Raw genomic sequence first — 12843 nt, forward strand, 5'->3', positions numbered from 1 at the left:
ATGACTGACAACGCAACCGGGTTGGGCAAAGACGTTACGGTCGTGCTGCTGGGGCATGAAGAGCAGGGCTATCGCGAGCGCGCACTGCATTACTACAAGACGCAGGGTCTCGCCTGTGCAGTGGTCGAGCACGCCTCGTCGAACCTGACTGGCGATGCCTGCACCCAGGGGCTGCAGGCGCTGCTTTCGCAGCTTGCAACGCCGTTCGTGAGCCTGGCGCTGGATACCGACTTTGTCCGTGTTCAGGCCCTGGAGGCTGCGGCAGAGCATCTTCATGCGCACCCGCAGTGCCAGTTGGCCCAGGGCTACGTGCTGGGCTACGCCCCCGGCAGCAAGCAGGTGGCCTACCACAAGATCGGCGATGCACTTGATGCCACCGTTGGCGAAAACGCACGTGTTGCCATCGAGCAGTATGCCGCCAGCGGACAGTCGGCCTGGCGTGCGCTCGTGCGAGTACCGACGCTGCAGGCTGTGCTGTCGACCTTGCCCGCCGGGCTCGATTTCGATACCTGGCTGGTGGTGGTGTCGTACTCGATGCTCGGCCAGGGCGCGCTCAAGCGGCTGGACCAGACCGATGCGCTGGTGCAGTACGCCGACAGCCGGCTGAGCCAGGTCGAACGCGAAGAGCAGCGAGTGCGTGCGGTGCGCGTGCTGCGCCAGTGGGACGCCGACCACCTTCGGCTATGCGCCGACGATGAGGGCTTCACCGTCATCGACCGGTTCGTTGGTGCCACCCAGGGTGGTGTTGCTACCGATCTGCTGTTCACCTCCACCTGGAGCGGCATGAATGCAGCGCCCGAGCGCAGGTTCGAGCCGCGCCAGTTTGTCGCGCTGCCTTACTACAATGCGCCGTTGTTCGAGGTACTGACCGGTCTGGAATTCCTGTTGCACGCCTGGCCGGTCGGACAGGCCCATCGGCAGGCGGTCGAGGGTACCTGGGTGAGCCAGTTCGAGCTGTTGCGCGAGCACCCCAACGACACCGTCGATACCCTGAGGGCACGCTACTGGCAAGCGTTGGACCTGGGGGTGTTCACCCCCGAGGTTTGCCGCCGTCTGCTTGCGACCCTGGTGGATGAGGACGTCCAGGCCGATGCCCGCGAGCTGCAGGCATGGCTGGAACGCCTGGATGGTCTGCCGGGCATCGACCCGGCCGCGTGGCTCAGGGCCACCGCCTCGGGCCTGGTGCAGGAGTCGATTGCCGCTGCCACGCCGGACGCCGCCACCCAGCAGCGCATCGTCGCCCACCTGAACAAGCAGCGTGCTGCGCAGATCGCCTTCGTGGTTGTCGACCTGGAAGACGACAACGGCGCACTGCAGAACACCTTCGACAGCCTGTTGGCCAGTGGCCTGCGCGACTTCAAGCTGGTCGTGCTCAAGGCCGGCAAGCCGCCGGTGGTGACCACGCCCCGCGATACCCTGCATTTCATCCAGGTGACGCCGGGCAATTTCGTCTCCCACCTGAACCAGGTGGCGCGTCAGGTACCAAGTGAATGGCTGTTGCTGCTGCAGGCCGGCGACCTGCTGACCGTGGGCGGCTTGCTGCGCCTGCAGGTGGAGCTGGCGTCAGCCCCGGGCTGCCTGGCCATCTGCGCCAACGAAGTGCAGCGCGACTCCGACGGGCGTCTGGTCAGCGTGGTGCGCCAGGGTGGCAACCTGGACCTGCTGCGCAGCCGTCCCGATCTGATGTCGCAGCACTGGCTGGTACGTCGCGAGGCAGTGGTCGAACTGGGCGGCTACAGCGAAACCTACCCGCAGGCGGTGGAGTTCGACCTGCTGCTGCGTCTGGTCGAGCACAACGGCCTGAACTGCCTGGCACACATGGACGAGTACCTGGTGATCGGTCGGGGCGGGCGTGAGGGCATGGCCCAGGACGCGCTGTCCACGCTCAACCGTCACCTGGCGGCGCTGGGCTACCGTGGCCAGGTCAATGATGCAGGCGAGGGGCAGTTGCAGATCGACTTCCGCCATCAGTCCACGCCGCTGGTGAGCATCCTGATCGCGGCCGACGATGACCTCGAGCAACTCAAGGCCTGCGTGGCCAGTGTGCTGCAGCGTACCCGCTACCCGCGCTACGAAGTGCTGGTGGCCTGCCGCGACACCCTGGCAGACCTCACGGTCGCTGCGCTGCAAGGGTTTGGCGGGCGGGTCAAGCTGCTGGCCGGCGAACACGTGCAGTCAGCCTCGCAGCTGATCAACCTGGCTGCCGTCAACGCCAGTGGCGAGTACCTGGTGCTGCTCTCCAGCCGTTGCCAGGTGGTGACGCCGGCCTGGATCGAAGCCCTGCTCAACCAGGCCCAGCGCCCTGAAGTGGGCGTGGTGGGTGCGCGTCTGGTGGACCGCGAAGCCGCCATCAGCCATGCCGGTTACGAACTGCTTGCCGGCGCCCAGGTGCAGTCGCCCTGGCTGGGGGTGTCGACGCGCGACAGCAAGGCGTCGCTGTGGTCGGGCGTGGTCCGCAGTTGTGCGGCGGTGTCGGCTGACTGCCTGATGGTACGCAAGGCACTGTTCGAGCAGTGCGATGGCCTGTCTGCCGAGGGCGGTGCCGACATCGAGCTGTGCCTGAAGGCAGCCGATGCCGGCCTGCTGGTGATCTGGGCGCCACAGGCGCAGTTGCTCAGCGACCAGGTGCCAATGCCGGATGCCCAGGCCTGCCAGGCGCTGGAAGGCCGTTGGCCGGCTGCGTTCAGCAGCCGGGTGATCATCGACGGCCGGTTTGGTGTCGATGTGTCGCGCTCGGTCGCTGCCGGTGGTTCGCCGGTGCTGGAGTGGCTCGCCGACCTGGGCTGATGGCGCGGGTTTTGCAAAAGCCGGGTTTCGTACCCGGCTTTTTTGTGCCCGACCCGCTCAGGCATGAGCGCCGCGTCAGGATCATGCCGGGGTACGGCAGTTTATTGACAGCCATCGCAGGGCGGGCGGGCTTTTCGAGCCGCAGGTGCGCCGTTGTGATCGCCTGAAAAACCTACACAGATCGTACCGGCCCCAGGGCCGTGCGATGGAGGCGTTACCGTGAGCAAACAGGTTATCCCTTTCAACAAGCCGTTCGTGGTTGGCAAAGAGCTGTTCTACATTGCCCAGGCGGTCATGAACGGCTCCATTGCGGGGGACGGCGAATTCACCACCCTGTGTCAGGGCTGGCTGGAAAACAACCTGGGCTGTGAAAAGGCGCTGCTGACCCATTCGTGCACCGCTGCGCTGGAAATGGCCGCGATCCTGGCCGACGTCGGGCCGGGCGACGAAGTCATCATGCCGTCCTTCACCTTCGTCTCCACGGCCAATGCCTTCGTGCTGCGCGGCGCGGTACCGGTGTTCGTGGACATTCGCGACGACACCCTGAACCTGGACGAGCGCTTGGTCGAGGCGGCCATCACCGACAAGACCAAGGCCGTGGTGGCAGTGCACTACGCCGGGCAGCCGTGCGACATGGATGTCTTGGCGCAGATCTGCGAAAAGCATGGCCTGTTCCTGATCGAGGATGCCGCCCAGGCGATCCTGGCCCGCGACCGCAAGCGCGCCCTGGGCACCATCGGGCACCTGGGCTGCCTGAGCTTTCACGAAACCAAGAACGTCATCAGCGGCGAGGGCGGTGCCCTGCTGATCAACGATCCGCGGCTGGTCGAGCGGGCCGAGATCATCTGGCAGAAGGGCACCAACCGCAAGGCCTTCAGCCGCGGCGAAGTGAGCAAGTACACCTGGGTGGATGTCGGCTCGTCGTTCCTGCCCAGCGAGCTGACGGCAGCATTTTTGTACGCGCAGCTCGAGCATGGCGAGCGCATCAACAAGCACCGTCGGACCCTGTACGAGAAGTATTTCAGCCTGCTGCGACCACTGGCCGCCGATGGTCTGTTTCAGCTGCCGCGTACCCTGGACGACAAGCCGGCCAACGCACACATCTTCTACCTGCTGATGCGCAGTGTCGAAGAGCGCACGGCGTTGATCGCGTTTCTGCGCGAGCATGGGGTGAATGCAGTGTTCCACTATGTGCCATTGCATGACTCGCCAGCAGGCCTGCGTTATGCGCGCAGCAGCGGCCAGTTGCCGATCACCACGGATGTCTCGCAGCGCCTGTTGCGCCTGCCGTTGTTTTCCGACATGCGTAGCCGCCAGGTGGCGCATGTGTGTGCGTGCATCGCGCGCTTTTTCCAGGACAAGCCTTCGAGCGCCTCGCGCTGACAGCAGCACGCCCCTAATCAGAGATTGGAGTTTCACCATGTCGCATGCCTCGCAGGTCGACGCGCAGGTCCTTGAGCAGGCGTTGTTTCGACACACCCTGATGTTCGCCAAACCCGAACACCCTTACTACATCATGGCGCCCGACTACCGGGACACCTCCTCGGGCATCGTGTCGCTGCACTACCTGTGTCACGTGCTCAACCTGAACGGGCGCGAGGCGTATCTGTGCGGGCCCAAGGTGGTCAACCCCAACCTGAAGACGCCGCTGCTCGACGCCGCCACCGAGCAGCGGCATCAGCAACACGGCAAGGTGGCCATCGCCGTGTATCCGGAGGTGGTGGTCGGCAACCCGCTGGGGCGCAGGGTGGTCTCGCGCTTTTTGCTGAACTTCGAAGGGCTGATCAACGGCAAGTCGATGGAGGCCGCGCCCACCGACCTGCTGTTCTACTACGGCCCGGCGCTGGCCGAAAAACGCGGCCACGCCAACCCCGACCTGCTGGGCCTGCCGGTGCTCGACATCGACCTGTTCAAGGCGCCGCCGGCGGGCACGCCACGCAGGGGTTGCTACCTGTATCAGAACCGTCATCCCCTGGAGCAGATCGACTACTCGCTGTTGCCCGAGGGTATCCAGTTGCTGCGCATCGCCAATGCACTGCCGCTTCATGAACTGGCCCAGGTGCTGCGCTCGGCCGAGGTGATGTACAGCTACGAATGGTCGATGACCTGCGTGATTGCCGTGCTGTGTGGCTGCCCTGTGATCTTCATGCCCGGTAGTGGTATCGACCAGACGTTTCTCGAAACCGGCTTCCTTGGCAGCGCCGGCTTTGCCCTGCTTGACCAGCCGGACGCGCTGGCCACCGCCAGGGCAGGGGTGGAGGGGGCATTGCAGCGCTACGTGCTGGCAACGCTGCCGTTCTGGAAGCAGCTGGATACGTTCATTGCCAAGACCCAGGCGGCGGCCGCGCTCGAAGCAGCGGACCTGAACCTGGGCGTGCTGTCCTGGTTGCGCGAGCGCCACCCTGATGCCCAGCAGCTGCGCCTGATCAACGAGCGCCTCGACAGCCAGCCGATGCCGGTCATCGGTGTGCTTGTGCTGGATGACGCTGATGATCGCCAGCGCCTGGCCGCCACCCTGGCCAGCCTGGGTACGCAGCGCTGCCTGTACCCGCACCTTGAGGTCAGCGTGCTCGGCAACCAGTCGTTGGCCAACCCGCAGGTACGGCATGTGCCCTGTGCCCGGGAGCGGCAAGCTGAAGCCATCAATACTGCGCTGCAGCACAGCCGGTGCGACTGGTTCCTGATCGTGGAGGCGGGCGTCGAATTCACGGCCTCGGGCCTGCTGATAGCGGCACTCGAGCTTGTCGGTGCCGAGGCCGGTTGCCTGGCGTACATGGCGGATGAAGCGATGCGCGCGACCAGCGGCAGCACCGACATCGCACTGCGACCGGATTTCAACCTCGATCTGCTGCTGAGTTTCCCGGCGAGCCTGTCCCGGCACTGGTTGTACCAGCGCCAGGCCTTGTTGCAACGGGGCGGCTTCGCCCTCGACTGCGCTCGGGCCTTCGAGCTGGAGTACCAGCTGCGCCTGGTCGAACAGCAGGGCCTGGGCTGCGTGGGGCATGTCGCCGAGCCGTTGCTGATCGGCGAGGCCCTGCCGTTGCGTGATTGCGCCCACGAGCGCGCGGTGCTGGAACGCCACCTGCAGGCCCGCGGTTACACGCAGGGGCAGGTCGCGGTGCTGGCGTCGTCGCCGGGCCGTTATCGTCTCGATTACGGGCATGCCCAGGCCGCCTCGGTGAGTATCCTGATCGCCCTGGAAGGCAGCGTCGGCCACTTCCAGCGCTGCATCGAAACCTTGCTGGAGAACACGGCGCTGGCTGGCGGCTTCGAAGTGCTGTTGCTGGCGCCGTCTGCCCTGGACGAGGCTGCCCGTGAATGGCTGGCGATGGTCGAGCAGATCGGCGGTGAGCAGATTCAGGTCCTGCACTATGCTGCCGGCCAGTCGCGGGTTGCCATGTGCAATCACGCGGCGCAGCAGGCCCGTGGCGATTTCCTGTTGTGGCTGGATGCGCGTGCGGGGATCCTCGCGCGCGACTGGTTGCAGCAATTGCTCAATCACGCCCAGCGGCCCGAGGTGGGCGCGGTGGGGGCCAAGCTGCTGGCGGCCGACGGCAAGGTCCGGCATGCCGGCCTGGTGCTGGGGCTCACCGGCCTGGTGGGCTCGGCATTCGACGGGGTCGATCATCAGCAGGCCGGTTACATGGGGCGGCTGCAGGTCGATCAGGGCTGTTCGGCGCTCAGTGGCGAATGCCTGATGCTGCGCCGGGCGCTGTTCCTCGAGGCCGGCGGCTTTGCCGAAGATCCGCTGCTGGCCCGCTGGGTGGATGTCGACCTGTGCCTGAGGCTGCAGGAGGCCGGTTACCTGAACGTCTGGACGCCCCATGTGCAATTGCTGATGGACGCTTGCGAGCGCGACGCGGCGACCACGGAGCAGGAGGACGCTCTGCTGGCCCGCTGGCTGCCACGCCTGGCCCGCGATCCGGCATACAACGCCAACCTGTCGTTGCAGGTGCCGGGCGGCTTTGTCCGGGCGAGCAACTCGCTGGTGTGGAACCCGCTGAAAAGCTGGCACCCGCTGCCCATGTTGCTGGCTCACCCGGCCGAGCCGCAGGGCGCCGGCCAGCAGCGCATCGTCGAGCCGTTCAAGGCGCTGCGCGAGGCGGGGTTGGTGGACGGGCTGGTCACGCCACACCTGCTGTCTGCCGTGGAGCTGGAGCGCTATGCACCGGACACCGTGCTGCTGCAGCGCCCGCTCGATGACGCGCAACTGCTGGCCATGCGGCGCCTGCGGGCGTTCTCGCGGGCGTTCAAGGTGCTCGACGTGGACGGCTATCTGCCGCAGATGCGCTTGCAGGGCGCGCATGCCGGGTTTGGCGCCGACGAAATCAGCCAGCGCTTGCAGAGCGCGGTGATCCTCGCCGATCGCATCATCGTGCCTGCGCCCGCGCTGGCCGAGGTGCTGGCAGGCCAGCACGACGATATTCGTGTGCTGGAGGCCAGTTTGCCGGGCCGATGGTGGCGCAATCTCCAGGGCAAGCGTGGCATGGGCAGCAAGCCCCGTGTCGGCTGGGCCGGGGCGGTGGATGCCGACCTGCTGGTCGATGTGGTCAGGACGCTGGCCGCGGAGGTGGAGTGGGTGGCGCTGGGCGACTGCCCCGAGGCCCTGCGCCCCTACATGAAGGAGGTGCACGCCGCCGTCGCCCCCGAACGGCAGGCCGCAGCACTGGCCGCGCTCAACCTGGACCTGGCGCTGGCGCCCATGGCCCAGAGCCTGCTCAATGCCTGCTCGGGCAACCCGGGGTTGCTGGAGTACGCCGCCTGTGGCTACCCGATCATCTGCAGCAAAGTGCCGGGCTTTGCCGGTGTCGATGTGCTGCCGCTGACCCGCGTGGCCAACACCACGGCCGACTGGCTGGCCGCGATCCGCCTGCACCTGGGCGACCCGCAGGCTTCCGCCAGCCTGGGCGAGGTGCTGCAGGCCAGCGTGCGGCGCGACTGGCTGCTCGAGGGCGAGCGCCTGGCGCTGTGGCACGCGGCCTGGCTGGCGGGCTGAGCGGTTTTGCAGGGCGGTCGGGCCTTCCCGACCTGGCCGTCCTCACGTGACCGTGAAGTGCTGTGCACAAGCATCGCCCTGGTTCGCGTACAATGCCGTGACTTGGCAGTCGAAACGTGCATCTCTAAGCTAATGAATCAGCGGGCGGTGCAGGTGGCCTGGAGCGGCGCTGCGTGAGATCCCTTGCCTGCAGGGGAGTGAGGCCCGTGAAAATCCGCATATCTATCGGGAAGCCACAATGATTGGCATCAAAAGTATCGCGAGTTACGTACCTGTCGAGGGTCTGAACAATTACGCCCAGGGTGCGAAATTCGGCAAGGATCAGGACTTCATTCTGGGCAAGATCGGTTCGACCTTTCTGCCGCGCAAGGAGGCAGGTCAGGAGACCTCGGACTTGTGTGTAGAGGCCGCCAAGGTCCTGTTCGCTGCCAATCCTTCGTTGTCCCCGGAGTCGATCGATGTGCTCATCGTGGTCACCCAGAACGGCGACGCCGAAGGGTTGCCGCACACTGCCGCGATCGTCCAGCACAAGCTTGGCCTGCCCACCCACGTGGCAGCCTTCGACATTTCCCTGGGCTGTTCCGGTTACGTCTACGGCCTTTACGCCATCAAGGGCTTCATGGAGGCGGCGGGGCTGAAGAACGGCCTGCTGATCACCGCCGATCCCTATTCCAAGATCGTCGATCCGGAAGATCGCAACACCACCATGCTGTTCGGTGATGCTGCCACGGTCACCTGGATGGGCGAGGACGCGGCCTGGCAACTGGGCAAATCGAGCTTTGGCACCGACGGTGGCGGCGCAGAGCACCTGAAGGTGAATGACGGGGTGTTCTTCATGAACGGTCGCCAGGTGTTCAACTTCGCGTTGCTCAAGGTGCCTGCGCACCTGCGTCAGTTGCTCGAGGCGAGCAACCTGGGGGCCAACGACATCGACCTGTTCTGCATTCACCAGGGCAGTGCGGCAATCGTCGATGCCGTGGCGCGCCGCTTCGAGGAAGACAAGCCCGAAACCATCGATAAATTCGTCAAGGACATGGTCGAGACCGGCAACACGGTGTCCTCGAGCATTCCGTTGCTGCTGGAAAAGCACGTGCTGGGCACCCAGCACAGGCGTGTGGCCTTGAGCGGTTTTGGCGTGGGCCTGTCGTGGGGCTCGGCAATCATCGAGCGTCGGGACTGAACCGACCTCCCGTCTACAGAAGCGCTGCCTTGAAGGTGGCGCTTTTTTTTGCCTTGGCGGTATGCCACAACCAAGGCTGTGCCGCAGGGGCCATAAAGCTGGCGTCAAACCCTTGATTTCATTGGAGTGGCAGGGTGCCAGTAAAAATTTTCAAAAAACCCCTAAAGCAACCTGCACAGACGACGATAACTATTACGAAGGTTCTCTAGGCCACACCCGGCGCTTGCCAGGGCCGGAAGCCGCAATACCCACAAACGAGGAATTCGTCATGGCATTAACCGTAAACACCAACGTCACGTCGCTGAACGTTCAGAAAAACCTGAACCGCGCTTCCGACGCCCTGAGCACCTCGATGACTCGCCTGTCTTCCGGCCTGAAAATCAACAGCGCCAAAGACGACGCCGCTGGCCTGCAGATCGCTACCCGTATGACCTCGCAGATCCGCGGTCAGACCATGGCAATCAAAAACGCCAACGACGGTATCTCGATCGCCCAGACCGCTGAAGGCGCGATGCAAGAGCAGGTCAACATCCTGCAGCGTATGCGTGAACTGGCTCTGCAATCGCGAAACGACTCGAACGATTCGGATAACCGTGACTCGCTGAACTCCGAATTCGCCCAGATGCGTGACGAGCTGACCCGTATCGCTCAGTCCACCCAGCTGAACGGCAAGAACCTGCTGGACGGTTCCGCCAGCACCATGACCTTCCAGGTCGGTTCGGAAACCGGTGGCATCAACCAGATCAGCATCGACCTGACCGGCAAGTACCTGGCCAGCGACCTGGGTATCACCAACGCCATCACCATCGCCGGTAGCGACAGCGCCGCTGCCGAGACCAACTTCTCGGCTGCAATGGACGCGATCGATGCTGCGGTCAAGACCATCGGTGAAGGCCGTGCTGCACTGGGTGCCGTTCAGAACCGTCTGACCAGCACCATCAACAACCTGCAGAACATCAACGAAAACGCCGACGCTGCCCGTGGTCGTGTACAAGATACCGACTTCGCTGCCGAGACCGCTCAGCTGACCAAGCAGCAGACTCTGCAACAAGCTTCGACTTCGGTTCTGGCCCAGGCCAACCAACTGCCATCCGCCGTACTGAAACTGCTTCAGTAATCGCCTGATGGTTATCGGCGGGGGAGTGCACCTGTGGCGCTCCCCCGCCTTTTGCATTGAGAGGTGGTTGGCATGGATATGAGCGTCAAGCTGAACCTGTCCTACCAGGCTGCAAAGCCTGTGGAGCAGCCCACCGAGCGCCCTGCGGTCAAGCCCGTGGAGGCTGTCGAATCCATCAAGCCAGCGAAGGAAAGCGCCGACAGCGGCCTGACCGAAGCTGAGAAGGTCAAGAACGCGCTCAAGGACATCGAGAAGTTTCTCGCCTCGTCGCGTCGCAATCTCGAATTTTCCACGGATGAAGAATCCGGCCGAATTGTAGTTAAAGTCATCGCCAGTGAAACCGGTGAGCTGATCCGCCAACTTCCTTCGGAAGAGGCGTTGAGAATTGCCCACAGTCTGAGCGATGTTAACAGCCTGCTGTTCAACGCCAAGGTCTGATGCTGGCGTCCGAGCAGCACGTTCGCTAGCCTTGATCGGCTAGGGGCGGCGCGCAACCAAGAGGGAATAGCAATGGCGAGTTCAATTTTACCGGGCACCGGTCTGGGTTCTGGCGTCGATATCAACAAGATCGTCAGCACGCTGGTGGCGTCTGAAACCGATCCGAAAGCCAACCAGATCAAACGCCAGACTGCCAACAACTCGGCCATGCTTTCTGGTGTCGCATCGCTCAAGAGCGCGCTGTCTGTCTATCAGGCGGCGATGAAGAAGCTCAATGATCCCCTCGCGCCGTCGTTCAATGCCTATGCGGCAACGTCCAGCAACGACGCCGCGATCAAGGCAACCTCCAACAATACCGCGGTGCCCGGTACCTACACGATCCGTGTCGACAACCTGGCCACCTCGTCCAAGGTGGCCAGCCAGAACTTCGACACCGGTGCCACTACGCCGATTCCCGAAGGTGACCTGCTGATTACCCAGGACGGTGTCACCCACACCGTCAAGGTCGGCCCTGGTGCAACCTTGCAGTCCGTGCGCGACACCATCAACTCGTCGCTGTCCGAGAAAGGCATCACTGCCAACCTGGTCAATGGTGCAGACGGTTCGCGCCTGGTGTTCAGTTCGACCAAGACCGGTGAGGGTACGGACATTTCCGTCGACGGCACCATCGACGCGCTCAAGATCGCGCCGGGCGAGAAGATGGTTGGTGACGGTGCCGGCTACATCGGTGAGCCGGCCAAGGACGCAAAACTGTACGTCGACGGCCTGCCGGTCACGAGCAAGAGCAATACCGTCACCGGTGCCATCAGTGGCATCAGCCTGGACCTGCTTCAGGCAACCGGCCCCGACGACAGCAAGGCTGTACAGGTTACGGTGGGCGAGAACACCGATGGCCTGAAAAAATCGGTGCAGGCCTATGTCGATGCCTATAACACCCTGATCAAGGCGGTCACCAACCTGACCTCCGTGAGCAAGGATGCCGATGGCAACACCGTGCTGGGCCCGTTGACCAACGACCCGACCACCCGTTCGCTGCTGAGCGACCTGCGCAGCCAATTGGCGACCGAGTCGGACGGTACCCGCCTGACCACCCTCAGCCAGCTGGGCATCAACACCCAGAAGGACGGTACCCTCGAGTTCAACTCCGTCAAGTACGACGCGGCGATGAAGGACAAGAAGCTCGGTGCCGACGTGCAGGAGCTCTTCACCGGTAAAAATGGCGTGTTCGCGCACATGAACAAGGCGATCGAACCGTACCTGCAGACCGGTGGCATTCTCGACTCGCGCAAGAACGGCCTGGACAGGCTGCAGAAAGACCTCGAGAACCAGCAGGAGGCCCTGGATCGGCGCATTGCGTCGCTGACCGAGTCGCTGACCAAACGCTACGTGGCCATGGATACCCTGGTCGGCAAGCTCGAGGCGCAGCGCAAGAACATTGCCTCGATGTTCGCCTCGATCGAAGCGCAGCAGAAGAACTCCTGATAGCAGGGGCCGCAAAAAAGCCCGGCAGCACCCCTTCGGGTGCTCCGGGCTTTTCGTTTTCGGGGTTAAAGTTTTTTGACCCGCAGGCGATACAGGCGGTATATGAACCTTTTCGTTTGTTACGAGGTAGAACATGAACCCTATGTTGGCCCTTCGGCAGTACCAGAAAGTCAACGGCGTGGCGCAGACCTCCGAGGCCAGCCCGCACCGTCTCGTGCAGATGCTCATGCAGGGCGGGCTGGATCGCATCGCGCAGGCCAAAGGTGCAATCGCGCGCAATGACCTGGCCCAGAAGGGCATCCTGATCGGCAAGGCCATCGGGATCATCGGCGGTCTGCGCGAAGGGCTCGACCTCGAAAACCAGGCCGAGGCACTGGCCGACATCGATGGGCTGTACGCCTACATGAGCAGGCGCCTGGTCGAGGCCAACGTGCAGAACGACCCGGAGATCCTCAATGAAGTCGCACGCCTGCTGATTACCGTCAAGGAAGGTTGGGACGCGATCGGCGATCAGGTCGCCGACGTCTAGGAGAACGCCATGAGTGCCGTGCTCGAACGTATCGAACAAACCCGCGAAGCCCTGCTCGGGGCATTGGCCAGCCGCGACTGGGAAACGATCACCGAACTGGACCTGAGCTGCCGTGTTTGCGTCGAGGACGTACTGGCCGAGGCATCGACCAACGAACAGGTTCTGCGCACCAGTCTTGAGGAATTACTCGACGTCTACCGCCAACTAATTGATGTTGCAAGTGGTGAACGTCAAACAATAGTCGACGAGATGACGCAGATCCGCCAAGCGAAAAACGCCGCAAAGGTATACCATCTGTTCAGCTGACGCTGGAC

Annotated in this window: 9 protein-coding genes; all 9 read left to right on the forward strand. The window is 63.6% G+C overall.

Annotated features, from left to right (window positions below):
• Positions 1-2787, forward strand: coding sequence for a glycosyltransferase (locus B4I46_RS10760; RefSeq protein WP_286900107.1), 2787 nt, complete (start codon positions 1-3; stop codon positions 2785-2787).
• Positions 2788-3006: 219 nt separating this feature from the next.
• Complete coding sequence (gene rffA / locus B4I46_RS10765; protein ID WP_058542058.1) at positions 3007-4170, forward strand: dTDP-4-amino-4,6-dideoxygalactose transaminase; 1164 nt, start codon at positions 3007-3009, stop codon at positions 4168-4170.
• Positions 4171-4207: 37 nt separating this feature from the next.
• Positions 4208-7783: a glycosyltransferase family 2 protein gene (locus B4I46_RS10770; protein ID WP_286900110.1), complete on the forward strand. Its 3576-nt coding sequence runs from the start codon at positions 4208-4210 to the stop codon at positions 7781-7783.
• Positions 7784-8021: 238 nt separating this feature from the next.
• Complete coding sequence (locus tag B4I46_RS10775; RefSeq protein WP_286900112.1) at positions 8022-8963, forward strand: ketoacyl-ACP synthase III; 942 nt, start codon at positions 8022-8024, stop codon at positions 8961-8963.
• Positions 8964-9231: 268 nt separating this feature from the next.
• Positions 9232-10080, forward strand: coding sequence for a flagellin domain-containing protein (locus B4I46_RS10780; protein WP_043861795.1), 849 nt, complete (start codon positions 9232-9234; stop codon positions 10078-10080).
• 72 nt (positions 10081-10152) lie between these two features.
• Complete coding sequence (locus tag B4I46_RS10785) at positions 10153-10518, forward strand: flagellar protein FlaG (protein ID WP_043861796.1); 366 nt, start codon at positions 10153-10155, stop codon at positions 10516-10518.
• Positions 10519-10590: 72 nt separating this feature from the next.
• Entirely contained in the window at positions 10591-12000 is a 1410-nt protein-coding gene (fliD, locus tag B4I46_RS10790; protein ID WP_043861797.1) for a flagellar filament capping protein FliD, read from the forward strand.
• A gap of 133 nt (positions 12001-12133) precedes the next feature.
• Positions 12134-12529 (forward strand): flagellar export chaperone FliS, encoded by a 396-nt coding sequence (fliS, locus tag B4I46_RS10795; protein ID WP_043861798.1) that lies wholly within the window; start codon positions 12134-12136, stop codon positions 12527-12529.
• Between the two features lie 9 nt (positions 12530-12538).
• Positions 12539-12835, forward strand: a complete 297-nt coding sequence (locus tag B4I46_RS10800; RefSeq protein WP_043861799.1) for a flagellar assembly protein FliT — start codon at positions 12539-12541, stop codon at positions 12833-12835.
• Positions 12836-12843 lie beyond the last annotated feature (8 nt).

It is taken from the genome of Pseudomonas sp. UBA7500 (assembly GCF_002478435.1).
GTDB lineage: Bacteria > Pseudomonadota > Gammaproteobacteria > Pseudomonadales > Pseudomonadaceae > Aquipseudomonas > Aquipseudomonas palmensis.

Excerpts from the sequence above, each read along its gene's own strand:
- B4I46_RS10780 (WP_043861795.1), top strand. The coding sequence starts at position 9,232 with ATGGCATTAACCGTAAACACCAACGTCACGTCGCTGAACGTTCAGAAA.
- fliD (WP_043861797.1), top strand. The coding sequence starts at position 10,591 with ATGGCGAGTTCAATTTTACCGGGCACCGGTCTGGGTTCTGGCGTCGAT.
- B4I46_RS10775 (WP_286900112.1), top strand. The coding sequence starts at position 8,022 with ATGATTGGCATCAAAAGTATCGCGAGTTACGTACCTGTCGAGGGTCTG.
- B4I46_RS10770 (WP_286900110.1), top strand. The coding sequence starts at position 4,208 with ATGTCGCATGCCTCGCAGGTCGACGCGCAGGTCCTTGAGCAGGCGTTG.
- B4I46_RS10760 (WP_286900107.1), top strand. The coding sequence starts at position 1 with ATGACTGACAACGCAACCGGGTTGGGCAAAGACGTTACGGTCGTGCTG.
- B4I46_RS10800 (WP_043861799.1), top strand. The coding sequence starts at position 12,539 with ATGAGTGCCGTGCTCGAACGTATCGAACAAACCCGCGAAGCCCTGCTC.
- fliS (WP_043861798.1), top strand. The coding sequence starts at position 12,134 with ATGAACCCTATGTTGGCCCTTCGGCAGTACCAGAAAGTCAACGGCGTG.
- B4I46_RS10785 (WP_043861796.1), top strand. The coding sequence starts at position 10,153 with ATGGATATGAGCGTCAAGCTGAACCTGTCCTACCAGGCTGCAAAGCCT.